Raw genomic sequence first — 24,071 nt, 5'->3', positions numbered from 1 at the left:
AAACGTGGCGCCGTGCCACGGCAGGAGATTCGAATGAGCGACGTGCAGCAACGCATCGACCAGCTGGTCAAGGGCAGCGAAGTGCTGCTGTTCATGAAGGGCAGCGCCAGCTTCCCCATGTGCGGCTTCTCGGGCCGCGCGATCCAGATCCTCAAGGCCTGCGGCGTCGACCCGAAGACGGTCACCACCGTGAACGTGCTGGAGGACGACGAGATCCGCCAGGGCATCAAGGACTACAGCAACTGGCCCACCATCCCGCAGCTGTACGTGAAGGGCGAGTTCGTCGGCGGCTCGGACATCATGATGGAGATGTACCAGTCGGGCGAACTGCAGCAGGTGCTGGGCACCAACGCCGCCCAGGGCTGAAGCCCGTTAGCAGCCGCGCCCTGCGGCTGCCACTGGCGGGCGCCACGTGCGCTCCGCCACGCGACGCGGCAAATTGCTGACAGTCGCATGCGGCTGCGGCCTCATCCGGTTGAACTCACTCGCGCTCTATGCTGGAATGACCCAGCAGGTCAAGGAGAGTGCATGGACAGCCGCAGTCTGGTGCCCCATCAACCATCCTCGTTCAAGCTTCCGATCGCGAACTTGCGCAATGTGTTCCGCCCGCACGAGGTGGAGCGCAAGCTCGCCAAGCTCCCCGGCAAGGACCACGAGTCGCTGCGCACGACCTACGAGCGCATGCTCGAGCGCGGGCCGGAACGCTTCCAGGTCAAGCCGTGCGGCGTCCCCGACATGGCGACGCTCTACGACGAGTTGCCCAACTTCACCGACGCGCTGGACGACGTGAAGCGCCACGTGGCGCTGGCGCAGGATTCGCGCGACGGACTCGAGGTCACGCCGATGCTGCTGCTCGGCCCGCCCGGCATCGGGAAAACCCACTTCGCGCGCAAGCTCGCCGACCTGCTGGGCACCGGCATGAACCTGGTGCCGATGTCGTCGATGACCGCGGGCTGGCTGCTGTCGGGCGCCTCGTCGCAGTGGAAAGGCGCCAAGCCCGGCAAGGTGTTCGAGGCGCTGGTCGAAGGCCAGTACGCCAACCCGGTGATCGTGGTGGACGAGATCGACAAGGCGGCCGCCGATGCGCAGTACGACCCGCTCGGCTCGCTCTACAGCCTGCTGGAGCATGACACCGCGCAGAGTTTCATCGACGAATTCGCCGAAGTCGCCATCGACGCCAGCCAGGTGATCTGGATCCTCACCGCCAACGACGAGCGCAGCATCCCCGAGCCGATCCTCAATCGCATGAACGTTTTCGAGATCGAGGCGCCGTCGTTCGAGGCGGCGCGGCAGATCGCGCGCAACCTGTACCGGTCGATCCGCGGCGAGCACGGCTGGGGCAGCCGTTTCGACCCGGAACCGGCCGACGACCTGCTCGACGCGCTGGCCGAACTCGCGCCGCGCGAGATGCGCCGTGCGCTGATGACGGGGTTCGGCAATGCGCGCCTGGACCAGCGCGGGACCATCGCAGTCGAGGATTTGCCCAAGGCCCAGGCGAAGGGCCGCATGGGCTTCGTGCAGTAGGTCCGGCTAGGGGCCGCCGCGCCTGGGGGCCGCTTCGTTCGGCGAGCCGGGGTCGTCCCACAGCCACGCCTTGCGCGCACCGAGGACCGCGTTCGGGTACTGCGGCTTGCCGCGGCTGCCGTTGTAGCGGCCCAGCGCCATGAACAGGTCGCCGCGTTCGCGCTCGAGGTAGTGGCGCAGGATCACGCAGCCGAACCGCAGGTTGGTCTGCATGTGGAACAGCTTGCCCGCGTCGCCATCGCCGATCAGGCGCGCCCAGAACGGCATCACCTGCATGTAGCCGCGCGCCCCGGCAGAGGACACTGCGTACTTGCGAAAGCCGCTCTCGACCTGGATCAGGCCGAGCACCATCGACGTCTCGAGCCCCGCTCGGCGCGACTCGTACCAGACCGTCTGCAGGAATTCCTTGCGCTCCTGCCAGTCGACCTTGCGGCGCGACAGGCGCGGGCTCATCGCGCCGAGCCAGCGCAGGTACGACAGGCGCGCCTCGGTCGACGCGAATTCGGGAACGGGAGGCGCGGATTTCGCGATGGCGGAGCTGAGCGCCGATCGCACCGAGTCGGCCAGCGGCTCCTCGACCTGCGCGCCCGCGTGGGCGGGCTGCCAACGCAGGGCCGCGACGCCGGCGGCCGCGACCGGCCACCACGCGCGGCGCGTGATCACGCCTGCACGCGGCCGCGCAGGAAGGCCGAAGCCTCGGCGACCGGCACCTTGGTGGCCGCGGCGTCGCGGCGGTGCTGGTATTCGAGCTGGCCTTCCTTCAGGCCGCGGTCGGACACGACGATGCGATGCGGCACGCCGATCAATTCCCAGTCCGCGAACATGGCGCCGGGGCGCTCGCCACGATCGTCGAGGATGACGTCGACGCCGGCCGCGACGAGGTCGTCGTGCAGCTTCTCGGCCGCGGCCTTGACCTCGGCGCTGCGGTCCATGCCGATCGGGCACACGGCGATGGTGAACGGCGCGATGGCGTCGGGCCAGATGATCCCGCGATCGTCGTTGTTCTGCTCGATGGCGGCGGCGGGCAGGCGCGTGATGCCGATGCCATAGCAGCCCATCTCCATCAGCTGCGGCTTGCCGCTCTCGTCGAGGAACGTGGCGTTCATCGGCTTGCTGTACTTGGTGCCGAGGTAGAACACGTGGCCGACTTCGATGCCGCGCTCGATGGCGAGCTTGCCCTTGCCGTCCGGCGACAGGTCGCCTTCGACGACGTTGCGCAGGTCGGCCACGGCGAACGGCTCGGGCAGGTCACGGCCCCAGTTCACGCCGGTGGTGTGGAAGCCTTCCTCGTTGGCGCCGCACACCCAGTCCGCCATCACGGCGACTTCGCGATCGGCGACGACGTTCAAAGGCTTCTTCAGCCCGATGGGGCCCAGGTAGCCGGGCGGCGTGCCGAAGTGGTCGACGATCTCGGCGTTGGTCGCGAAGCGGAAGCCGGCGTCGAGGCCCGGCACCTTGCCGACCTTGATCTCGTTCATGTCATGGTCGCCACGCAACAGCAGCAGCCACAGTTGCGACTTCACGATCTCGCCCGCTTCGTTCAGCTGGTCGGTCGCGAGCACCAGCGACTTCACCGTGCGCTGCAGCGGGATGCCGAGCAGTTGCGCGACGTCGGCGCACGTGCTCTTGCCCGGCGTGGGCACTTTCTGCATCGGTTGCGTTGCAGCGGGGCGCGAGCCTTGCGGCGCGAGCGCTTCGGCCTTCTCGATGTTGGCCGCGTAGTCGCTGTCGGGGCAATAGATGATGGCGTCTTCGCCCGTCGCGGCGATGACCTGGAATTCCTCGGACAGGTCACCGCCGATGGCGCCGCTGTCGGCCGCGACGGCGCGGTAGCGCAGGCCGAAGCGGTCGAAGATGGCGCGGTACGCCTTGGCCATCGTGGCGTAGCTGGCTTTCGCGGACGCGGGGTCGCGATCGAAGCTGTACGCGTCCTTCATGATGAATTCGCGGCTGCGCATCACGCCAAAGCGCGGCCGGCGCTCGTCACGGAACTTGGTCTGGATGTGGTACAGGTTGCGCGGCAACTGCTTGTAGCTGCGCAGCTCCTGCCGCGCGACGTCGGTCACCACTTCCTCGCTGGTCGGCTGCACGATGTAGTCGCGGTCGTGGCGATCCTTCACGCGCATCAGCTCCGGGCCCATCTTCGACCAGCGACCGGTTTCCTGCCACACCTCGGCGGGCTGGATGACGGGCATCAGCATCTCGACGGCCCCGGCGCGATTCATCTCCTCGCGCACGATCGCCTCGATCTTGCGCACGACGCGCAGGCCCATCGGCATCCAGCTGTAGATGCCGGCGCCCAGCTTCTTGACCATGCCGGCGCGCATCATCAATTGGTGGCTGACCACCTCGGCATCGGCGGGCGCTTCCTTGAGCGTGGAGATCAGGAACTGGGAGGCTTTCATCGGGGGAGGGGGGAAGACCTGCTGAGCTTCTTGGTGCGCACGCAATGCGGCGTGCATAATGGGCTCAGTCCAAAAATTTGGGGTTGATTATGCTTGACCGGGACGGCTTCAGGCCCAACGTCGGCATCATCCTGCTCAACCAGAAAAACCAGGTGTTCTGGGGCAAGCGAATCCGCACCCACAGCTGGCAATTTCCGCAAGGCGGGATCGATCGCGGAGAGACGCCCGAACAGGCGATGTACCGCGAGCTGCACGAGGAGGTCGGGCTCAAGCCGGACCACGTTCGCATCCTGGCGCGCACGCGCGACTGGCTGCGGTACGAGGTTCCCGACCGCTACATCCGCCGCGACGCGCGCGGCCACTACAAGGGCCAGAAGCAGATCTGGTACCTGCTGCAACTCACGGCGCAGGACTGGAACCTGAACCTGCGCGCCACCAACCATCCCGAGTTCGACGCCTGGCGCTGGAACGACTACTGGGTCCCGCTGGACGTGGTGGTCGAGTTCAAGCGCGGGGTGTACGAGATGGCGCTGACCGAGCTCGCGCGCTACGTGCCGCGGCATGACCACCGCAATCGCTACCTGCGCAGCGGCATGCGTTCGCGCGACGGGACCCATCACCACGAAGCGCCCGCCGACACCCACGCGCCGCCGCCGTTCGAACTGCCGCCCGGCGCGACGTTCGAGCCCGACCCGCAGTCCGCACTGAAGACGCCACGACCGCAGGACGGCAATCGTGCGCGCTGACGTGTGGGTGCTGGCGCTGGCGCTCGCCGCCGGCGCAGCGCAGGCGCAATTGCTGCCACAGGATCCGGACTGGAAGGAAGTGGAGGCGCCGCCTCCGCCGGCCGTACGCACGCAAGGCTTGATCCCGCTCGACATGGGCCGCGGCACCGAACTGCGCTGGGGCGTGGATCCGCAGTCCATCAGCATCGGCCCTGATCGTGTCGTCCGCTACGTCGTCGTGGCGCAAGGCCAGGACGGCGCGCTGAACGCCATCTACGAAGGCCTCAAGTGCAGCACCGGTGAAGTGCGCGTGTACGCGCGCCATGCGCGTGACGGCCAGTGGGTCCCCTCGAAGTCGGCGGACTGGCAGCGCTTGCTCGGCAATGCCGCACACCGGCACACCCTCGCGATCGGTCGCGGTGGCGCGTGCATCGGCGAAGGCGCCAACTTCTCGGCCGCGCAGATCGCGCGCGACCTGGCCGCCAACGTCGACGACCAGTTCCGGAGCGAGATTCGCCGCTAGCGCGTGACCACGAGGTTGGTGCGATGGATCATCTCGGGCTCGGCCATGTAGCCGAGCAACCGCTCGATCTCCGCCGACGGCCTGCGGCACAACAGGCGCGCTTCGGCGCTCGCATAGTTCGCCAGCCCGCGCGCGATTTCCCGGCCTGACGGATCGCGCACCGCGATGACGTCGCCGCGCGAGAACTCGCCGTCGACAGCGGTCATGCCGATCGGCAGCAGGCTCTTGCCCTCGCCCACCAGCTTGGCGACCGCACCCTCGTCCACCAGCACCGCGCCGCGCAGTTGCAGGTGGTCGGCGATCCAGCGCTTGCGCGCCTGCTCCTTCTGCGTCGGCGCGACGAGCAGCGTGCCGATCGATTCGCCACGCGCCAGGCGCAGCAGCGCGTCCGGCTCGCGCCCCCAGGCGATCACCGTGGACGCGCCCGAACGCGCGGCGCGTTTGGCGGCGAGGATCTTGGTGATCATCCCGCCCCTGCCGATGCTGGAGCCGGCACCGCCGGCCATCGCTTCGAGTTCGGCTTCACCAGCACGCGCGACGTGCACGAACTTCGCGGCCGGGTCCTTGCGCGGGTCGGCCGTGTACAGGCCTTTCTGGTCGGTGAGGATCACCAGCACGTCGGCCTCGACGAGGTTGGCGACGAGGGCACCCAAGGTGTCGTTGTCGCCGAACTTGATCTCGTCGTTGACGACCGTGTCGTTCTCGTTGATCACCGGCAACACGCGCAGCGCGAGCAGCGTGAGCAACGTCGAGCGCGCATTGAGGTAGCGCTCGCGATCCGCGAGGTCCGCATGCGTGAGCAGCACTTGCGCGGAGCGCAGGCCGTTCTCGCGCAGCTTGGTCTCGTACATCTGCGCGAGGCCCATCTGGCCCACCGCCGCCGCCGCCTGCAATTCGTTCAGTTCCTGCGGGCGCGTCGCCCAGCCGAGGCGCTTCATGCCCTCGGCGATGGCGCCGCTGGACACCATGATCACGTCGCGCCCGTCCTGCGCGAGCGCGGCAAGCTGCCGGCACCACTCGCCGATGGCGGCCTCGTCGAGGCCGCGGCCTTCGTTGGTGACCAGGCTGGAGCCGACCTTGACGACGATGCGCCGCGCGTGGCGCAGCACGTCCTGGGCCGCGGCGTCCATGCTCACGCGCCGTCGCCGCCGCCCGCCTCGGCGAAGCGGGGATCGACCGGGCCGCTGGGCGGCTGCTCGGCGACCTGGCGCGCATGCACGTGCTCGTACACGGCGCGCACGAGTTCCTCGCAGCCTTGTCGCGTGAGGGCGGAGATCTCGAAGACCGGGCCCTTGTAGCGCATGCGCTTGACGAAGTCCTTGACGCGCGCCTCGCGCTCGTCCTCGGGGACCATGTCCAGCTTGTTCAGCACGAGCCAGCGCGGCTTGTCGTACAGCGACTGGTCGTACTTCTTCAGCTCGCCGACGATGGCCTTGGCCTGCGCGACCGGATCGACGCCGTCGAACGGCGCGAAGTCCACGAGGTGCAGCAGCAGGCGGGTGCGCTGCAGGTGGCGCAGGAACTGGTGGCCCAGGCCCGCGCCTTCAGCGGCACCTTCGATCAACCCCGGGACGTCGGCCACCACGAAGCTCTGCTCGGGGCCGACGCGCACCACGCCCAGGTTGGGGTGCAGCGTGGTGAACGGGTAGTCGGCGATCTTCGGGCGAGCGTTGGAGATCGACGCGATCAGCGTCGACTTGCCCGCGTTGGGCATGCCCAGCAGGCCGACGTCGGCGAGCACCTTCAGTTCGAGCTTCAGGTTCTTCTTCTCGCCCGGCCAGCCGGGCGTCTTCTGCCGCGGCGCCCGGTTGATCGAGCTCTTGAACCGCATGTTGCCGAAGCCGCCGTCGCCCCCCTTGGCGATCATGATCTTCTCGCCCGGCTGCAGCAGTTCGTACAGCACCTCGCCGGTCTCGGCGTCGGTGATGATGGTGCCCACCGGCATCTTCAGCACGATGTCGCCGCCCATGGCGCCGAACATGTCCGAGCCCATGCCGTGCTCGCCGCGGCCGGCCTCGTGGCGCCGCGAGTAGCGGTAATCGACCAGCGTGTTGAGGTTCGGGTCGGCCAGTGCCCACACGTGGCCGCCGCGCCCGCCGTCACCACCGTTGGGCCCGCCGAATTCCTTGTACTTCTCGTGGCGGAACGACACGCAGCCGTTCCCCCCGTCGCCGGCGGCGACGTCGATGAAGGCTTCGTCGACGAATTTCATGGGTATCGAAATGACGAAGCCCCGAGCAAGTCGGGGCTTCGGACCTGCGGGAAGAGGTTACCTCAAGCCGCCGGGGTGACGCTCACGACATGCTTGTTCAGCGAGCCCTTGACCGCGAACGACACGTGGCCGTCGACCAGCGCGAACAGCGTGTGGTCCTTGCCGATGCCGACGTTGGTGCCGGGGTGGAACTTGGTGCCGCGCTGGCGCACGATGATGGAACCGGCGCTGATCAGCTCGCCGCCGAACGCCTTGACGCCCAGCATCTTCGGCTGCGAATCGCGGCCGTTGCGGGTTGAGCCGCCGCCTTTTTTCTGTGCCATGTCAACTGCTCCTTACGAGGCGATGGCGCCGATCTGCAGTTCGGTGAACTGCTGGCGGTGCCCCTGGTGCTTCTGATAGTGCTTGCGGCGACGCATCTTGAAGATGCGCACCTTGTCGTGCTTGCCGTGGGCGACCACGGTCGCCTTGACCGTTGCGCCGGACACCAGGGGAGTGCCGATCTTCAGGTCGCCGCCGGTTCCGACAGCGAGCACCTGATCCAGCACGATTTCCTGGCCAACGTCCGCAGCAATCTGTTCTACCTTGATCTTTTCGCCGGTGGCAACGCGATACTGCTTGCCGCCGGTTTTTATGACCGCGTACATGTGGACCTCTCGAAAGTGGGAGTTCCCCGGACGGATTTCCGGAGAGCCCAAGACTATACCATGGTTGGCGATCACTAACAAGCCAGCCCTGCCAGGCACCCGGGACGGCACCACCCCCTTCCTATAATCCGACGCCCTCACTGCTGTCCCCTCCCCTCCCTTGACCGCCTCCGCCAGCGCCGCATCGGTGCTCTCCCTTATCGCCGACGACATGAACGAGGTGGACGCGGTGATCGCCCGGCGGCTGGACTCGGGCGTGCCGCTGGTGGCCCAGGTGTCGCGCTACATCATCTCGGCCGGCGGCAAGCGCCTGCGCCCGGCCCTGCTGCTCCTGATCAGCGCCGCGCTGGGCTGCCGCAGCGACCAGCGCTTCAACCTCGCCGCCGTCGTCGAGTTCATCCACACCGCGACGCTGCTGCACGACGACGTGGTCGACGAGTCGACCCTGCGCCGCGGGCGCGCCACCGCGAACGAGAGCTTCGGCAACCCGGCGAGCGTGCTGGTGGGCGACTTCCTCTACTCGCGCGCGTTCCAGATGATGCTGGACGCGGGCGACATGCGCGTCATGGCGATCCTGGCCGACGCCACCAACGTGATCGCCGAGGGCGAGGTGCTGCAACTGATGAACATGCACGACGCTTCACTGGATGAAGCGGGCTACCTGCGCGTCATCCGCTCCAAGACCGCGAAGCTGTTCGAAGCCAGCGCGCGCCTGGGTGCCGTGCTGGCCAAGGCGCCACCCGCACTGGAAGAAGCGTGCGCCGGCTACGGCCAGGCGATGGGGACGGCATTCCAGGTGATCGACGACGTGCTCGATTACGACGGCGACGCGCACGAGATGGGCAAGAATCTCGGCGACGACTTGCGTGAAGGAAAAGCGACGCTGCCGCTGATCGCCGCGATGGAGCGTGGCACGGCCCAACAGCGCGACACCATTCGCACCGCCATCGAGAACGGCGCGGTCGACCAGCTCGATGCCATCGTGTCGATCGTGCGCGAAACGGGGGCCCTGGAGGTCACGCGCGCAGCGGCGGCGGCGGAGGCGCAACGCGCGATCGACTGCGCCCGCCAACTTCCCGTGAATTCCTATGCCGAGGGTTTGGTACAATTGGCGGCTCAATTGCTGCAGCGTCGCAACTGACAACGTTTCGACGCTCCCGCGCGGCAAATCGGGGTGTAGCTTAGCCTGGTAGAGCGCTACGTTCGGGACGTAGAGGCCGGAGGTTCGAATCCTCTCACCCCGACCAGTTTTTTCCCTCTCGCGTGATTTCCTGCGCCCGCAGGCCGACACGCGTTAGCGGCCAATACCACACTGAAGATTTACAGCTGAGCCCGGTTGGGCGATGATCAGCTGGACGCTTTCCGGACACTCCGGATGCGTGTGAATGCCCGCTAACACCACGATGGCTGCCGTCGATTCCGCTGCTGTAGAAGCCCCGTCGCTGGCCCTCCCCGGCCTGGCGCGCGCCCTGGTGTCGGCCGGCAAGCTGGGGCAGAAGTCTGCCGAGGACCTGTACCGCAAGGCGCAGGCCAGCCGCACCAGCTTCATCGCCGAACTCACCGGCTCGGGCGCCGTCTCCGCCGCCGACCTGGCCCACACGATGTCGTCGGCGTTCGGCGCGCCGCTGCTGGACCTGGAAGCCATCGACATCCAGCGCCTGCCCAAGGGCCTGCTGGACCAGAAGATCTGCCAGGACTACCGCGTGGTGGTCCTGTCCAAGCGCAACAACCGCCTGATCGTCGCGACCGCCGACCCGTCGGACCAGGAAGCGGCCGAGAAGATCAAGTTCGCGACCCAGATGGGCGTGGACTGGATCATCGCGGAGTGGGACAAGCTCACGAAGCTGGTCGAGTCCAACGCCACCACCGCCTCCGAGGCGATGGACAGCATCATCGGCGACGACTTCGAGTTCGACGAGGAATCGGTCGAATCGTCGGTGGTCGACGAGGAGAGCAAGGGCGCCGGCGGCTCCGAGGTCGAGGACGCCCCGGTCGTCAAGTTCCTGCACAAGATGCTGCTGGACGCGTTCGGCATGCGCGCGTCCGACCTGCACTTCGAGCCCTACGAGCACACCTACCGCGTGCGCTTCCGCATCGACGGCGAACTGCGCGAGATCGCGTCGCCGCCGGTGGCCATCAAGGACAAGCTGGCCTCGCGCATCAAGGTCATCTCGCGGATGGACATCTCCGAGAAGCGCGTGCCGCAGGACGGGCGGATGAAGCTCAAGGTCGGCCCGGACCGGGTGATCGACTTCCGCGTCAGCACGCTGCCCACGCTCTTCGGCGAGAAGATCGTGATCCGTATCCTGGACCCCAGCAGCGCCAAGCTCGGCATCGAGGCGCTCGGCTATGAACCGGAAGAAAAGGAGCGGCTGCTCACGGCGGTCGGCCGCCCCTACGGCATGGTGCTGGTCACCGGCCCGACCGGTTCGGGCAAGACGGTGTCGCTGTACACCTGCCTGAACATCCTGAACAAGCCGGGCGTGAACATCTCGACGGCCGAAGACCCGTCCGAAATCAACCTGCCCGGCGTCAACCAGGTCAACGTCAACGACAAGGCCGGCCTCACGTTCGCCGCCGCGCTCAAGTCATTCCTGCGCCAGGACCCGGACGTCATCATGGTCGGCGAAATCCGCGACCTCGAAACCGCCGACATCGCCATCAAGGCGGCGCAGACGGGCCACCTGGTGCTGTCCACGCTGCACACGAACGACGCGCCCACCACGCTCACGCGGATGCGCAACATGGGCATCGCGCCGTTCAACATCGCATCCAGCGTGATCCTGATCACCGCGCAGCGCCTCGCGCGGCGCCTGTGCCCCAATTGCAAGCAGCCGGCGGACATTCCGCACGAGACGCTGCTGGACGCCGGCTTCAAGGACGAAGAAGTCGACGGCACCTGGACGCCCTACCGCCCCGTGGGCTGCAGCATGTGCAACAACGGGTACAAGGGGCGGGTCGGCATCTACCAGGTGATGCCGATCAGCGACGAGATCCAGCGCATCATCCTGCGCGATGGCAGTTCGATGGAAATCGCCGCGCAGGCCGAGGCCGAAGGCGTTCGCAGCCTCCGGAAATCGGGACTGCACAAAGTGCGGCTGGGCGTGACCTCGCTCGAGGAAGTGCTCGGTTGCACCAACGAATAGACAAGCCTCAACAGGCAGGACGAGAGGAGTAGCCCTTCATGGCCACCGCAGCGACCACGACGAAGGTGACGGAGTACGTCTACGAATGGGAAGGCCGCGACCGCAACGGCAAGACCGTGCGCGGCGAGACCCGCGCCGCGGGCGAGAACCAGGTCCAGGCGTCCCTGCGCCGGCAGGGCGTCACGCCGACCAAGATCAAGAAGCGCAAGATGCGCTCGGGCCAGAAGATCAAGCCCAAGGACATCGCGATCTTCACCCGCCAGCTGGCGACCATGATGAAGGCCGGCGTGCCGCTGCTGCAGGCCTTCGACATCGTCGGCCGCGGCAACGCCAACGCCAGCGTCACCAAGCTGCTCAACGACATCCGCACCGACGTCGAGACCGGGACGTCGCTGTCGGCCGCGTTCCGCAAGTACCCGCTGTACTTCGACAACCTGTACTGCAACCTGGTCGAGGCCGGTGAAGCGGCCGGTATTCTCGAGACGCTGCTGGACCGCCTGGCGGTCTACATGGAGAAGACCGAGGGCATCAAGTCCAAGATCAAGTCGGCGCTGATGTACCCCATCGCGGTGGTGGTGGTCGCGTTCGTCGTCGTCTCGGTCATCATGATCTTCGTGATCCCGGCCTTCAAGCAGGTGTTCTCGTCTTTCGGCGCCGACCTGCCCGCGCCCACGCTGTTCGTCATCGCGCTGAGCGAGTTCTTCGTCGCCTACTGGTACATCATCTTCGGTGGGCTGGGAGGGGGCTTCTACTTCTTCATGCAGGCCTGGAAGCGCAACGAGAAGGTCCAGGTCTTCATGGACCGCCTGATGCTCAAGCTGCCCGTGTTCGGCGAGCTGGTCTACAAGTCGGTCATCGCCCGCTGGACCCGCACGCTGTCCACCATGTTCGCCGCCGGCGTCCCGCTGGTCGAGGCGCTGGACTCCGTGGGCGGCGCGTCCGGCAACCACATCTACCTGATGGCCACGCAGAAGATCCAGCAGGAGGTGTCCACCGGGACCAGCCTGACCGTGGCAATGCAGAACGCGAACGTGTTCCCCAGCATGGTCCTGCAGATGTGCGCGATCGGCGAGGAATCCGGTTCCATCGACCACATGCTGGGCAAGGCCGCTGACTTCTACGAGGCCGAGATCGACGACATGGTGGCGGGCCTGTCCAGCCTGATGGAGCCGATCATCATCGTGTTCCTGGGCACCATCATCGGTGGCATCGTCGTGTCGATGTACCTGCCGATCTTCAAGCTGGGCCAAGTCGTCTGATGGGTGACGCGGTGCTGGACGCCGCCCTGGCAGGCGTCTTCGGGCTGCTGGTCGGCAGCTTCCTCAACGTCGTCATCTACCGGCTGCCGAAGATCCTCGAGCGCCAGTGGGCGGCCGAGTGCGCCGACCTCGCGGGCCAGGAACCCGAGCCGCAGGAACCTTTCAACCTGATGGTGCCGCGCTCGCGATGCCGCGAGTGCGGCCACGAGATCCGCTGGTACGAGAACGTGCCGGTTCTCAGCTGGCTCGTGCTGCGCGGCAAGTGCTCGGCCTGCGGCACCTCCATCGGCGTCCGCTACCCCGTCGTCGAGCTCGCCACCGGCCTGCTGTTCGCCTGGTGCGTCGCCGCATGGGGCTTGACTCCCACCGGCATCGCCTGGTGCGGGTTCTCCGCCGCGCTGCTGGCGCTAGCCTTGATCGACTGGGACACCACGCTGCTGCCCGACGTCATCACCCAGCCGCTGCTCTGGGCCGGCCTGATCGCGGCTGCGCTCGGATGGATCCCGACCTCGCTGCAGCAATCGCTGTGGGGCGCCATCGCGGGCTATATGTCGCTCTGGCTGATCTACCACCTGTTCCGTCTCGCGACGGGCAAGGAAGGCATGGGCCACGGCGACTTCAAGCTGTTCGCCGCGCTCGGCGCCTGGTTCGGCCTGCCGGCGCTGATCCCGATCATCCTGGTGTCCTCGGTCATCGGCGCCGTGATCGGCATCGCGCTCAAGTTCGCCAGCCGGCTGCGCGAAGGCGGCTACGTGCCGTTCGGCCCGTTCCTAGCGGGCGCGGGCTTCGCCTGCCTGATCGTCGGACCGGCGGCCCTGCAGCGCGCCATCGGCCTGTAGCGGGGACCACGGTGCGCATCGGGCTCACCGGCGGCATCGGCAGCGGCAAGAGCACCGTGCTCGCGATGCTGCGCGACCTCGGCGCGGCCACCATCGACGCGGACGCGATCTCGCGCGCGACCACGGCCTCCGGCGGTGCGGCGATCCCGCCGATCGCGAAGCACTTCGGCGCCGACTTCATCACCGCGGATGGCGCGCTCGACCGCGACCGCATGCGCGTGCACGTGTACGCGCACCCGGCGGCGCGGCGCGAACTCGAAGCCATCATCCATCCGCTGGTGGGCGCCGAGTCGGAGCGCCAGGTGCAGGCAGCGCTGGCGGCCGGCCGGCGCACGATCGTGTTCGACGTCCCGCTGCTCGTCGAATCGGGCCGCTGGCGGCAGCAGGTCGACCGCGTCGTCGTCGTCGATTGCTCGCCGGTCACGCAGGTCGCGCGCGTGCGCGAGCGCAGCGGCCTCGATGCCGCGCAGGTCGAAGCGATCATCGCCGCGCAGGCGCCGCGCGGGCTACGCCTGCAGGCCGCCGACGTCGTGATCCACAACGACGGCATCGGCCTCGACGCGCTGCGCGCGCAGGTCGAGTCGATCGCGCGCACCTTCGGGCTATGATGCGCCGTCCCTTGACGCCCCGCCGAAGCCTCGAGCGTGATCCTCTACGAATACCCGTTCAACGAACGCATCCGCACGTACCTGCGCCTGGAGCACCTGTTCCGGCGTCTCGCTGAACTGGTGCCTCGCGAACGCGCGATCGACCACCACTACGCGCTGGCCACGATCTTCGAGGTGATGGACGTCGCCGCGCGCGCGGATCTCAAGACCGACGCGATGAAGGATCTCGAGAAGCAGAAGGCCGTGCTCAACGGGTACCGCGGCAATCCCGGCGTCGAGGAGGCGGTGCTCGACGAAGTGATCGCCAAGCTCGACGCCTGCTTCTCCGCCCTCAATGGCCTGCCGGGCAAGGCCGGCCAGTCGCTCACCGACAACGAGTGGCTCATGGGCATCCGCAGCCGCATCGGCATCCCCGGCGGCACCTGCGAATTCGACCTGCCCGGCTATTACGCCTGGCAGCAGCTGGACGCCGCCACGAGGCAGGCCGACCTGGGCCGCTGGGCTCGGCCGCTGGGGCCGCTCGCCGAATCCGTGCACCTCTTGCTGCGCCTGTTGCGCGATTCGGGCACGCCGCAGAAAGTGATCGCCGCCAACGGGCAGTTCCAGCAGGCGTTGCCGCAGGGTCGCACGTTCCAGCTGCTGCGGCTGCGCATCGACCCCGCGCGACGGCTCGTGCCCGAGATCAGCGGCAACCGGCTGATGGTGTCGGTGCGCTTGATGCGCCAGGAGGCATCGGACAAGCTGGTGGCGCACGGCGACAGCGCCGAGTTCGAACTGACCCTCTGCTCCTGAAGTTGTCCATGGCGCAAGGAACGCCGCCCCGGCGCATCGTCAAGTGCCCGCAATGCGGCGGGCCCAGCGTGTACGGCCCCGACAATCCCTTCCGGCCGTTCTGCAGCGAGCGCTGCAAGAACATCGACCTGGGTGCCTGGGCGAACGAGGAATTCCGCGTCCCCGACGAATCGCCGCCCGACGACCAGCCGTTCGGCGATCCCAAGCTGCAGTAACCGTCAGCCCACGTGGGTCGCGCCGTCGAATCCGCGCTCCTCGGCGAACCAGCGCAGCACGGGGACTGTCCCCGGCAGCACCGGCTGCACCCGCACCGGCAACGCCTGCCACGCGAACGACTGGCCTTCGTGCATGTGCAGGCCGCCCGTCCACTCATGGACCTTGCAGAAGTTCAGGCGCACCAGCGCATGCGGGTAGTCGACCAGTTCGACGCGCCACGGATGCACGGCACCGATCACGATGCCGATTTCCTCTTGCAGTTCGCGCCGCAGCGCCTGCTCGATCGTCTCGCCGGCCTCGACCTTGCCGCCGGGGAACTCCCAGTAGCCGGCGTAGACCTTGCCCTCGGGCCGGCTGGTGAGCAGGAAGGTGCCGTCGTCGCGGACGAGCACGCCCACGGCCACTTCGACCACGGCACGGTCGGGACCGCCTTCGCGCGGCCGGTCACCGTCAGCCACGAGCACGCGTGGCGCGCCGCTCATGCCGCGTGCCGCCCGGCCCAGTCGCGCGCGAACTGGTAGGCGACGCGTCCACTGCGCGAGCCGCGCTCCAGCGCCCAGACCAGCGACTCCGCGCGCGCGGCCTCGATGCTGGCGGCGGGCACGCCGAACGACGAGAGCCACTGCGCCGTGATGGCGAGGTACTCGTCCTGGCTGAACGGATAGAAGCTCACCCACAGGCCGAAGCGCTCGGACAGCGAGATCTTCTCCTCGACCACTTCGCCCGGATGCACCTCGCCGTCGGCGGTGTGCGTGTACGTGAGGTTCTCCTTCATGTACTCGGGCAGCAGGTGGCGGCGGTTGCTGGTCGCGTAGACCAGCACGTTCGGCGACGCGGCGGCCACGGACCCGTCGAGGATCGACTTGAGCGCCTTGTAGCCGGCTTCGCCTTCCTCGAAGCTCAGGTCGTCGCAGAAGACGATGAACTTCTCCGGCCGCGGTGCGACCAGGTCGACGATGTCCGGCAGGTCCACCAGGTCGGCCTTGTCGACCTCGACCAGGCGCAGGCCGCGCGCGGCGTATTCGTTCAGGCAGGCCTTGATCAGGGACGACTTGCCCGTGCCGCGGGCGCCAGTCAGCAGCACGTTGTTGGCCGGCTGGCCAGCGACGAACTGCTCGGTGTTGCGGACGATGCGCTCCTTCTGCGCGTCGATCTCCTTCAGGTCGTCCAGGTGGATCGATGCCACGTGGCGCACCGGCTCCATTGCGCCGTGGCCGGAGGAGCGCTTGCGGTAGCGCCACGCGATGGCGCCTTCCCAATGCGGCGCGCCCAGCGGCCGCGGCAGCACGGCCTCGAGCCGGTCCAGCAGCCGGTTGGCACGCACCAGCAGGTCGTCGAGGCGGTCGTTCATGAGCGGTAGTCGGCGTTGATGCTCACGTAGTCGTGGCTGAAGTCGCAGGTCCACACCGTGTCGGTGGCGGTGCCGCGGCCCAGCCCGACGCGCACGACGATCTCGCCCTGCTTCATCACGCGCTGGCCGTCCTCCTCGCGGTACGAGGAGTTGCGGCCGCCGCGCACGGCCACGTGCACGTCGTCCAGCCACAGGTCGATGCGCGACTGGTCCAGGTCCTCGATGCCGGCATAGCCGACCGCGGCCAGGATGCGGCCGAGGTTGGGGTCGCTGGCGAAGAACGCCGTCTTCACGAGCGGCGAGTGCGCGATCGCATAGGCGACCTGGCGACACTCGGCGGCATCGCGCCCGCCTTCGACGCGCACCTCGATGAACTTGGTGGCGCCCTCGCCGTCGCGCACGATCGCGTGCGCGAGCTGGCGCGCGACGCGCTGCATCGCCTCGAACAGTGCGCGGCCATCGGGCGAATCGAGCGCCGTCACGGGCGCGTGCCCAGCCTTGTTGGTCGCGATGACGACAAACGAATCATTGGTCGATGTATCGCCGTCCACGGTGACGCGGTTGAACGAGCGTTCGGCCAGCGCGAACGCCAGGCCTTGCATCACCGAAGGATCGACGCACGCGTCAGTGGCCAGGAAGCCGAGCATGGTGGCCATGTTCGGCCGGATCATTCCCGCGCCCTTGCTGATCCCGGTGACGGTCACTTCGTGGCCACCCACCTGCGCGGTCGTGCTGAACGCCTTGGCCACGGTGTCGGTGGTCATGATGCCTTCGGCCGCACGCAACCAGTTGTCGGCCTTTGCATCGGCCAGCGCCGCCGGCAGCCCCGCCTCGATGCGGTCGAGCGGCAGTGGCTCCATGATGACGCCGGTGGAGAACGGCAGCACCTGCTGCGGCGCGATGTCCAGGTGGCGCGCCATCGCGATGCAGGTCGCCCGCGCGCGCACCAGGCCATCTTCGCCCGTGCCGGCGTTCGCGTTGCCCGTGTTGATCACGATCGCGCGGATGTCGCCGCTGCCCACGTGGTCGCGGCACACCTGCACGGGCGCGGCGCAGAACCGGTTGCGCGTGAACACCGCGCCGACCGAAGCACCGGGCTCCAGCAGCATCACGGTGAGGTCCTTGCGGTTCGCCTTGCGGATGCCCGCTTCGGCCACGCCGATGGTGAGGCCGCGCACGGGCTTCAGGTCGCCCGGGCGCGGGGCGTGGAGATTCACTGCCATGGGGAGTTTTGTCCAGGAAAACGAAAAATCAGTTCTGGCGCCACGGCAGGCCGCGGTGCCGCCAGCCGCCCTTGCGGCCGCGGTGCCCGTGCTCGTCGGGATCGCCTTCGAAGCCTTCGAGGATGTTGTACGCCTCGAAGCCCAGTTCAGTCGCGCGGCGGGCCGCCGCGATGGAGCGCACGCCGCTGCGGCACAGCAGCACGGCCTTCTTGCCCTGAGGGACGGCAGCGCGCAGGCCCTCGTCGAACGCGGGATTGATCGCCATGCCCGGCCACTGCTTCCACGCGAGCGGCACGGCGCCGGGCACGAACCCGACCCACTCCCGCTCCGCGTCGCTGCGCACGTCGACGAGCACGGCCTCGCCTTCCTGCCACCAGTCGTGCGCGAGCTGCGGGGATACGTCGCCCGCGTAGCCGGTCGCGGCGCGGGGTGCATCCGTGGTCGCCCCGCCGGCATCGTGGCGCAAGCCCGAGGACTGGTTGGCCGGCACGGCTTCGTCGAGGCGGCGCGGCTTGGGCAGGTGCAGGGAATCCATCGTCGCGATGAATTCTGCCAGCGTCTTCCCCGCGACCCGGGCGTTGCCCGCCTTCTCCGCGCCGATGGTGGAATGCGAGCGCCCGTTGTAGTCATGCGCGGGCCACACCACGGTGTCGTCCGGCAGCGCGAACAGCACCTCGGTGATGCTGCGATACAGCTGCGCGGCGCTGCCGGACTGGAAGTCGGTGCGCCCGCAACCGTTCACCAGCAGCGTGTCGCCGGTGAACACGTGGCCGCGCCACAGGTAGCTCATGCTGCCGGCCGTGTGGCCCGGCGTGTGCAGCGCACGCAAGGTCTCGCCGCCGAACCGAAGCGTGTCCCCATCCTGGAGTTGCACGCTGGCGGTGCCTATGTGGCACCCCGCAGGTGCGGCGGTGCGCGCGCCGGCGTGTTCGGCCAGCAGGCCGGCGCTGGTGATGTGGTCGGCGTGTGCGTGCGTCTCCACCGTCCAGGCCAGGCGCAGGCCGTGCTGCTGGAGCACGGCGAGGTCGCGTTCGATCTGCTCGTCGACCGGGTCGATGATCAGTGCATCGCCCGTGGCCGGGTCGGCCAGCACGTAGGTGTACGTGCTGGAGGCGGGATCGAACAGCTGCAGCGGCTGGTCCATCCCGCCACACTACGCCTAGACGATCTTGACGCTCAAGTTCGGCAGCTTGTCGATGTGCATCTCGATCACGTCGCCGCGCACCACGGGGCCGACGTTTTCCGGCGTGCCGGAATAGATGATGTCGCCGGGGAACAACTCGTTGGCCTGCGACAGGTTGGCGATCTGCTCGGCCACCGACCAGATCATCTGGTTGAGGTTGGCGTTCTGCTTGGTCTGGCCGTTGACCTTCAGCCAGATCGCGCCGTCCTTGAAGTGGCCGATCTGCCCGGCCTTGTGCACGGCGCCGATCACGGCCGAGTGGTCGAAGCTCTTGCCGATCTCCCACGGCTTCTTCTGGTCGCCCATGCCACGCTGCAGGTCGCGGCGCGTCATGTCCAGGCCCAGGGTGTAGCCGTACACATGGTCCAGCGCCTGGGCGACCGGGATGTCCTTGCCGCCACGGCCCAGCACCGCGACCAGCTCGGCTTCGTAGTGGTAGTTCTTGGTCAGCGTCGGATAGGGATGGTTGCCCACCGTGCCTGCCGGCACGTACTGGATGGCGTCGGTCGGCTTCTGGAAGAAGAACGGCGGTTCGCGATCCGGGTTGGATCCCATCTCGATCGAGTGCGCGCGATAGTTGCGGCCGATGCAGTAGATGCGACGGATGGGCACGACCTCGTCACTGCCGACCACGGGCAGCGTGACCGCAGGCACGTTGAAGGCCACGCGGCCGCCCCCTGTTGGGGCGCCGCCGGCCGTGCTGGCACAGCCTGCGAGGGCGGTGCCCGCCGCGGCAGCCGCGCCGCCGAAAAATGACCTGCGATCCATGGAATGTCTCCTTGCTTCTTTCGTTGGTGTGGCCGCCGCGAAACGCGCGGCGAGGAGGGGAATCCCGTTGGTGTAAACCCCCTAGCCTCGACCGGACAGCCACCCCAAAGATAGCGTGCTAACGAGCCTGATTCAACCGCCAAGCCAAGCCAAGTCCACACAAAGGAGACACCATGAAGGATGCCAAGAGTTCCCGCCGCGGCCTGCTGAAGGGTGCCGCGATCGCCGCCGGTGCGATGTCGGCGCCGATGGTGGCGCGCGCGCAGCAGACCACCTCGTTCCGGTTCCAGAGCACCTGGCCGGCCAAGGACATCTTCCACGAGTACGCCCTCGACTTCGCCAAGAAGGTGAACGACATGGCGGGCAACCGCCTGAAGATCGAGGTGCTGCCTTCCGGCGCCGTGGTGCCGGCATTCCAGCTGCTCGAAGCGGTCAACAAGGGCACGCTCGATGGCGGCCACGGCGTGGTCGCGTACCACTATGGCAAGCAGGCCGCCCTGGCCCTGTGGGGCTCGGGCCCGGCGTACGGCATGGACCCGAACATGGTGCTGGCGTGGCACTACTACGGCGGCGGCAAGGCGCTGCTGGAAGAGATCTACAAGTCCATCAACATGGACGTGGTGTCGTACCTGTATGGCCCGCAGTACTGCCAGCCGCTCGGCTGGTTCAAGAAGCCGATCTCGAGCGCGGCGCAGTTCAAGGGCCTGAAGTTCCGCACCGTGGGCCTGTCGGTGGACATCTTCACGGAACTGGGCGCCGCGGTGAACCCGCTGCCCGGCAGCGAGATCGTCCCCGCGCTGGATCGCGGCCTGATCGACGCGGCGGAATTCAACAACGCCACCTCGGACCGCCTCCTCGGCTTCCCGGACGTTGCCAAGAATTGCATGCTGCAAAGCTTCCACCAGAGCGGCGAGCAGTTCGAGATCCTGTTCAACAAGACCAAGTACAACGCGCTGCCGCAGGAGCTCAAGTCCATCATCGACTACGCGGTCCAGGCGGCCAGCGCCGACATGAGCTGGAAGGCCATCGACCGCAACTCGAAGGACTACCTCGAGCTCAAGACCAAGGAGAAGATCAACTTCTACAAGACGCCCGATTCCGTGCTGCGCGCGCAGCTGGACGCGTGGGACAAGGTCATCGCCCGCAAGATGACCGACAACCCGATGTTCAAGAAGGTGCTCGATTCGCAGCGCACGTTCGCCGAGCGCGCCACGCAGTGGCAGAACGACTACCTGGTCGACTACAAAATGGCGTCCGCCCGCTACTTCGGTGGCAAGGGCGGCCAGCCAGCCAAGGGCGCGCAACCGAAGAAGTCCTGATCCGTCGGCCGTCCGGCCGGCCAGCCGCGCGGGCAGCCCGCCGGCTGGCCTTTTTTCTGTCGAGAGGGTTGAGCAGTCATGTCAATCGAGAAGGTCCTGAGAGGCGTCGAGTCCTTCAGCACGTGGGTCGGCAAGGGGTTCGCGTGGCTCATCGTCGTGCTGATGCTCGTCGTCTGCGGCGAGGTGTTCAAGCGCTACCTGCTGAACATGCCGACGGCATGGGTGTTCGACGTCAACAACATGCTCTACGGCACGCTGTTCATGATGTGCGGCGCCTACGCGCTGGCGCATGACGCGCACGTGCGCGGCGACTTCCTGTACGGCAGCATGCCCCCGCGCCGCCAGGCGGCGCTGGACCTGGTGCTGTACATCATCTTCTTCCTGCCAGGCATCCTCGCGCTGACATGGGCCGGCTGGGTGTACTTCGGCGACTCGCTGTCGATCCGGGAGACCACCTTCAACGCGACCCCGCTGCCGATCTACCCGTTCAAGTTCTTCATCCCGGTCGCCGGGGCCATCGTGCTGCTGCAGGGCATCTCCGAGATCGTCCGCTGCCTCGTGTGCCTCAAGACCGGCCGCTGGACCGACCGGCTGGAGGACGCGGAGGAGATCGACGTCGTCGAACAGCAGCTTTCGAGCAGCACCTACGTCGACGACCAGGCTCGCCAGGAGGCGATCGCCAAGGCCAAGACCATCGACGAGGCGGCGCGCCAGCGCATGGGGCAGGAATGAACGCGCTTTTTCCCTTCATCAGCGACGCGGCCCTCGGGCTGACGATGCTCGTCCTGATCGTCGTCGTCATCATGCTGGGCTTTCCCACGGCGTTCACGCTGATGGGCCTGGGCATCGTCTTCGGCTGGGTCGCGTTCTACGACCCGAACGTCCACTTCTGGGGCAACCGCATCTTCGACCTGATGGTGCAGCGCGCGTTCGGCGCGATGAACAACGAGACGCTCCTGTCGATCCCGTTGTTCGTGCTCATGGGATACGTGATGGAACGGGGCGCGCTGGTGGACAAGATGTTCTACAGCGTCCAACTCGCGTTCCGGCGCCTGCCGGGGTCGCTCGCGGTCACCACGCTCATCATCTGCACGTTCTGGGGCATCGCCTCCGGCCTGGTCGGCGCGGTGGTGGTGCTGATGGGCGTCATCGCCATGCGGCCGATGCTCAACGCGGGTTACGACACCCGCCTGGCTGCCGGCGTGATTACCGCCGGCGGCACCCTGGGTATCCTCATCCCACCCTCGGTGATGATCATCGTGTACGCGGCCGTCGCCGGCCAGTCGGTGGTGAAGCTGTACGCGGCGGCGATGTTCCCCGGCTTCTTCCTGTCGCTGCTGTACCTCACCTACATCATCGGCTGGGTGCTGATCAACCCGAAGGTGGCGCCGAAGCTGCCGCCCGAGCAGATGAAAGTGCCCATCCCGGCGTGGCTGCAGCACGTGTCCTCGTCCTACTCGCGGCGCATCCTGCCGGCGCTCGCCACCGCGGTCGTGTCGCCCGCGCGCGCCCAGGCCGTTCCTGCCGGCGCCGAGCCCGTCACCCGCGGCAAGCTGCTGGGCAGCTTGGTCACCGCCCTGGTGCCGCTGATCCTCACCCTCGTCGTGCTGGGCACGACGTGGTGGTACGTGGTCATCTACTCGCAGAAGGTGGAGGCTCCGTTCGAGGCCGCCCCCGTAGCCACCAGTTCCGCGGAAGTGCCGGCGGCTCCAGGTGGGTTGCAGGAGCCGGCGGCATCCGGCGGCCTGGGTGAACCGCCCTCCTCGGGTGGCGTGCAGGAACCTCCGTCCAGCGGCGTGCAGGAACCACCCTCCGAAGGCGTGCAGGAGCCCCCTCGCGCAGGTGGTGTGCAGGAGCCGCCGCAGGCTTCCGGCGGCGTCCAGGAACCACCCGGTGCCGGCGGCGTGAGCGAGCCGCCTGGCGCGGTGGCCAACGAAGAAGGCCCGCCCACGCGGCTTGGCCAGGCCCCGACGGCGGCAGGGCCCGTCGGTGTCCCGGACGCCTTCTACATCGGTTTCGCCATCGCCTGCGCGGCCGCCGTGCTCATGCTCGGGTGGTACTACTGGAAATTCGACGCGGAGCAGTTCGAGATCCTGCGGATGCTGACCAACTCGGTCATGCCGCTGGGCATCCTGACGTTCGTCGTGCTGGCGGTCATCCTGTTCGGCATCACGACGGCCACGGAGTCCGCGGGGGTCGGGGCCGCGGGCGCCTTCCTCATGGCGTGGCAGGCGAAGACGCTCACGTGGGAGAAGATCAAGCAGGCGGTGTTCCTGACCGCGAAGACGACCGCGATGGTGTGCTGGCTGTTCGTCGGCTCGGCCATCTTCTCGGCCGTGTTCGCCATCCTGGGCGGGCAGGCGATGGTCGAGCAGTGGGTGCTCAGCATGGACCTGAGTCCGGTGCAGTTCCTGCTGGTCTCCCAGGCCATCATCTTCATCCTGGGCTGGCCGCTGGAGTGGACCGAGATCATCGTGATCTTCGTGCCCATCTTCCTGCCGCTGCTGCAGCACTTCAACATCGACCCGATGCTGTGGGGCGTGCTGGTGTTCGTGAACCTGCAGGCGGCCTTCCTGTCGCCGCCGGTCGCCATGTCGGCCTTCTACCTGAAGGGCGTGTCGCCCTCGCACGTGACGATCAACCAGATCTTCGCGGGGATGATGCCGTACATGCTCATCGTGATCGTCTGCATGGTGTTCATGTACATCTGGCCGGGCCTCACGCTCTGGCTGCCCAGGTTCCTGTACGGCGGTTGAGCTGCGCGGCAGGCCGCCGTGGGCCCGGTGCCCCACGGCCGGCCCGGCCGCTGCTAGATTGGTCTTCCGATCCACCTGGAGACCCGCCATGCCCATCCCGTCCCAGCGCCTGCGGCGCGCCGGCACCTGCCTGGCCGCAGCCCTCGCCCTGCACGCGCCCCTCGCGGGCGCCGGCATGCTGCCGGCCGAAGCCGCCATCGCGGCATCGCCATCGCCCGCCGACCAGGACCGCGCCAAGGTGCGCGCGTTCCTCGAACGCAGCACGGTGCAGGAGCGGCTGGTCGCGCTCGGCGTCACGGGCCTCGACGCGCCGGCCCGCGTGGACGCGATGACGGAGCAGGAAGTGCATGCGCTCGCCGGACGCATCGACGCGTTGCCGGCCGGCGGCGCCCTCAGCGACCGCGACATCATCCTCATCCTGCTGGTGACCTTGCTGCTGGTCGTCGTGCTCTGAGGCGTGGCGGCCGCGCCCGGCAACGGGCCGGCCCCTTCGATTGACGTTGACGTAAACGTCAATTAAGCTGGCGGCCGCCGACCTCCCCTGCGCGCCGCCGCGTGCGCGCCCCCGAAAGACA

Annotated in this window: 26 protein-coding genes, 1 tRNA gene and 1 pseudogene; 16 read left to right on the top strand and 12 right to left on the bottom strand. The window is 67.7% G+C overall.

Features of this window, described 5'->3' with window-relative positions; genetic code table 11:
* Nucleotides 1-33: 33 nt before the first annotated feature.
* Both grxD and I8E28_RS05710 read left to right on the top strand, forming a co-directional pair.
* A complete protein-coding gene (gene grxD / locus I8E28_RS05715) occupies nt 34-366 on the top strand; it encodes a Grx4 family monothiol glutaredoxin (RefSeq protein ID WP_200787033.1) in 333 nt (110 codons plus the stop codon).
* 162 nt (nt 367-528) lie between these two features.
* Entirely contained in the window at nt 529-1,524 is a 996-nt protein-coding gene (locus I8E28_RS05710; RefSeq protein WP_200787032.1) for an AAA family ATPase, read from the top strand.
* A 6-nt stretch (nt 1,525-1,530) separates the two neighbouring features.
* On the opposite strand, the gene I8E28_RS05705 is transcribed toward I8E28_RS05710, so the two are convergent.
* Both I8E28_RS05705 and I8E28_RS05700 read right to left on the bottom strand, forming a co-directional pair.
* A complete protein-coding gene (locus I8E28_RS05705; protein WP_420850237.1) occupies nt 1,531-2,184 on the bottom strand; it encodes a lytic transglycosylase domain-containing protein in 654 nt (217 codons plus the stop codon).
* On the bottom strand, nt 2,184-3,929 hold the full coding sequence (locus tag I8E28_RS05700) for a proline--tRNA ligase (protein ID WP_200787030.1): 1,746 nt from the start codon (nt 3,927-3,929) through the stop codon (nt 2,184-2,186). Before I8E28_RS05700 ends, I8E28_RS05705 begins: the two co-directional genes overlap by 1 nt.
* 89 nt (nt 3,930-4,018) lie before the next feature.
* Here I8E28_RS05700 and I8E28_RS05695 point away from each other — a divergent pair, with 89 nt between their 5' ends.
* Both I8E28_RS05695 and I8E28_RS05690 read left to right on the top strand, forming a co-directional pair.
* Nucleotides 4,019-4,675 (top strand): RNA pyrophosphohydrolase, encoded by a 657-nt coding sequence (locus tag I8E28_RS05695; RefSeq protein WP_200787029.1) that lies wholly within the window; start codon nt 4,019-4,021, stop codon nt 4,673-4,675.
* The gene (locus tag I8E28_RS05690; protein ID WP_200787028.1) at nt 4,665-5,177 is read left to right on the top strand and encodes a CNP1-like family protein; all 513 of its coding nucleotides are present in this window, start codon (nt 4,665-4,667) and stop codon (nt 5,175-5,177) included. The genes I8E28_RS05695 and I8E28_RS05690 overlap by 11 nt, the downstream gene beginning before the upstream one ends.
* On the opposite strand, the gene proB is transcribed toward I8E28_RS05690, so the two are convergent.
* The 4 genes from proB to rplU form a co-directional block, all read right to left on the bottom strand.
* Nucleotides 5,174-6,307 carry a glutamate 5-kinase gene (gene proB / locus I8E28_RS05685; protein WP_200787027.1) on the bottom strand — a complete coding sequence of 378 codons (1,134 nt, stop codon included), beginning with the start codon at nt 6,305-6,307 and terminating at the stop codon, nt 5,174-5,176. The genes I8E28_RS05690 and proB overlap by 4 nt on opposite strands.
* Before the next feature lie 2 nt (nt 6,308-6,309).
* A complete protein-coding gene (cgtA, locus tag I8E28_RS05680) occupies nt 6,310-7,389 on the bottom strand; it encodes an Obg family GTPase CgtA (RefSeq protein WP_200787026.1) in 1,080 nt (359 codons plus the stop codon).
* 62 nt (nt 7,390-7,451) lie between these two features.
* Entirely contained in the window at nt 7,452-7,712 is a 261-nt protein-coding gene (gene rpmA / locus I8E28_RS05675; protein WP_200787025.1) for a 50S ribosomal protein L27, read from the bottom strand.
* Between the two features lie 12 nt (nt 7,713-7,724).
* The gene (gene rplU / locus I8E28_RS05670) at nt 7,725-8,036 is read right to left on the bottom strand and encodes a 50S ribosomal protein L21 (protein WP_200787024.1); all 312 of its coding nucleotides are present in this window, start codon (nt 8,034-8,036) and stop codon (nt 7,725-7,727) included.
* A gap of 211 nt (nt 8,037-8,247) precedes the next feature.
* On the opposite strand from rplU, the gene I8E28_RS05665 reads away from it, so the two are divergent.
* The 8 genes from I8E28_RS05665 to I8E28_RS05635 all read left to right on the top strand — a co-directional run bounded on the left by I8E28_RS05665 (nt 8,248) and on the right by I8E28_RS05635 (nt 14,895).
* Nucleotides 8,248-9,177 carry a polyprenyl synthetase family protein gene (locus I8E28_RS05665; protein ID WP_200790310.1) on the top strand — a complete coding sequence of 310 codons (930 nt, stop codon included), beginning with the start codon at nt 8,248-8,250 and terminating at the stop codon, nt 9,175-9,177.
* Between the two features lie 29 nt (nt 9,178-9,206).
* Nucleotides 9,207-9,283 (top strand) — tRNA-Pro (locus tag I8E28_RS05660).
* Between the two features lie 156 nt (nt 9,284-9,439).
* Nucleotides 9,440-11,182 carry a type IV-A pilus assembly ATPase PilB gene (gene pilB / locus I8E28_RS05655; RefSeq protein WP_200790309.1) on the top strand — a complete coding sequence of 581 codons (1,743 nt, stop codon included), beginning with the start codon at nt 9,440-9,442 and terminating at the stop codon, nt 11,180-11,182.
* A 38-nt stretch (nt 11,183-11,220) separates the two neighbouring features.
* A complete protein-coding gene (locus I8E28_RS05650; protein WP_200787023.1) occupies nt 11,221-12,441 on the top strand; it encodes a type II secretion system F family protein in 1,221 nt (406 codons plus the stop codon).
* On the top strand, nt 12,441-13,280 hold the full coding sequence (locus I8E28_RS20615) for a prepilin peptidase (RefSeq protein WP_239027187.1): 840 nt from the start codon (nt 12,441-12,443) through the stop codon (nt 13,278-13,280). The genes I8E28_RS05650 and I8E28_RS20615 overlap by 1 nt, the downstream gene beginning before the upstream one ends.
* An 11-nt stretch (nt 13,281-13,291) precedes the next feature.
* The gene (gene coaE / locus I8E28_RS20610) at nt 13,292-13,888 is read left to right on the top strand and encodes a dephospho-CoA kinase (protein ID WP_338050729.1); all 597 of its coding nucleotides are present in this window, start codon (nt 13,292-13,294) and stop codon (nt 13,886-13,888) included.
* A gap of 36 nt (nt 13,889-13,924) precedes the next feature.
* Nucleotides 13,925-14,680 (top strand): cell division protein ZapD, encoded by a 756-nt coding sequence (gene zapD / locus I8E28_RS05640; protein WP_200787021.1) that lies wholly within the window; start codon nt 13,925-13,927, stop codon nt 14,678-14,680.
* A gap of 8 nt (nt 14,681-14,688) precedes the next feature.
* A complete protein-coding gene (locus tag I8E28_RS05635; protein ID WP_200787020.1) occupies nt 14,689-14,895 on the top strand; it encodes a DNA gyrase inhibitor YacG in 207 nt (68 codons plus the stop codon).
* A 3-nt stretch (nt 14,896-14,898) separates the two neighbouring features.
* Here I8E28_RS05635 and I8E28_RS05630 read toward each other — a convergent pair whose 3' ends face one another.
* The 6 genes and pseudogenes from I8E28_RS05630 to I8E28_RS05610 form a co-directional block, all read right to left on the bottom strand.
* Complete coding sequence (locus I8E28_RS05630; RefSeq protein ID WP_200787019.1) at nt 14,899-15,378, bottom strand: NUDIX domain-containing protein; 480 nt, start codon at nt 15,376-15,378, stop codon at nt 14,899-14,901.
* Nucleotides 15,375-16,247: an ATP-binding protein gene (locus I8E28_RS05625; RefSeq protein WP_200787018.1), complete on the bottom strand. Its 873-nt coding sequence runs from the start codon at nt 16,245-16,247 to the stop codon at nt 15,375-15,377. Before I8E28_RS05625 ends, I8E28_RS05630 begins: the two co-directional genes overlap by 4 nt.
* Nucleotides 16,244-17,470 carry a bifunctional glutamate N-acetyltransferase/amino-acid acetyltransferase ArgJ gene (argJ, locus tag I8E28_RS05620; protein ID WP_200787017.1) on the bottom strand — a complete coding sequence of 409 codons (1,227 nt, stop codon included), beginning with the start codon at nt 17,468-17,470 and terminating at the stop codon, nt 16,244-16,246. The genes I8E28_RS05625 and argJ overlap by 4 nt, the downstream gene beginning before the upstream one ends.
* A gap of 28 nt (nt 17,471-17,498) precedes the next feature.
* A complete protein-coding gene (locus I8E28_RS20905) occupies nt 17,499-17,936 on the bottom strand; it encodes a rhodanese-like domain-containing protein (protein WP_338050819.1) in 438 nt (145 codons plus the stop codon).
* Nucleotides 17,931-18,614, bottom strand: a pseudogene (locus I8E28_RS20900) (MBL fold metallo-hydrolase); the annotation flags it as partial. The pseudogene I8E28_RS20900 and the gene I8E28_RS20905, both read right to left, overlap by 6 nt.
* A gap of 15 nt (nt 18,615-18,629) precedes the next feature.
* A complete protein-coding gene (locus tag I8E28_RS05610) occupies nt 18,630-19,421 on the bottom strand; it encodes a fumarylacetoacetate hydrolase family protein (protein WP_200787015.1) in 792 nt (263 codons plus the stop codon).
* A 173-nt stretch (nt 19,422-19,594) separates the two neighbouring features.
* Between I8E28_RS05610 and I8E28_RS05605 the strand changes: the two genes are divergently transcribed.
* From I8E28_RS05605 to I8E28_RS05590, 4 genes are all read left to right on the top strand, one after another.
* Nucleotides 19,595-20,740, top strand: a complete 1,146-nt coding sequence (locus I8E28_RS05605; RefSeq protein ID WP_200787014.1) for a TRAP transporter substrate-binding protein — start codon at nt 19,595-19,597, stop codon at nt 20,738-20,740.
* 78 nt (nt 20,741-20,818) lie between these two features.
* A complete protein-coding gene (locus I8E28_RS05600) occupies nt 20,819-21,472 on the top strand; it encodes a TRAP transporter small permease subunit (protein ID WP_200787013.1) in 654 nt (217 codons plus the stop codon).
* A complete protein-coding gene (locus I8E28_RS05595; protein WP_207794004.1) occupies nt 21,469-23,496 on the top strand; it encodes a TRAP transporter large permease subunit in 2,028 nt (675 codons plus the stop codon). Before I8E28_RS05600 ends, I8E28_RS05595 begins: the two co-directional genes overlap by 4 nt.
* An 88-nt stretch (nt 23,497-23,584) precedes the next feature.
* The gene (locus I8E28_RS05590; RefSeq protein WP_200787012.1) at nt 23,585-23,950 is read left to right on the top strand and encodes a PA2779 family protein; all 366 of its coding nucleotides are present in this window, start codon (nt 23,585-23,587) and stop codon (nt 23,948-23,950) included.
* Nucleotides 23,951-24,071 lie beyond the last annotated feature (121 nt).

The sequence above is a fragment of the Ramlibacter algicola genome (genome assembly GCF_016641735.1).
In the GTDB taxonomy this organism is placed as follows: domain Bacteria; phylum Pseudomonadota; class Gammaproteobacteria; order Burkholderiales; family Burkholderiaceae_C; genus Ramlibacter; species Ramlibacter algicola.
This window is presented reverse-complemented; position numbering and strand designations above follow the sequence as displayed.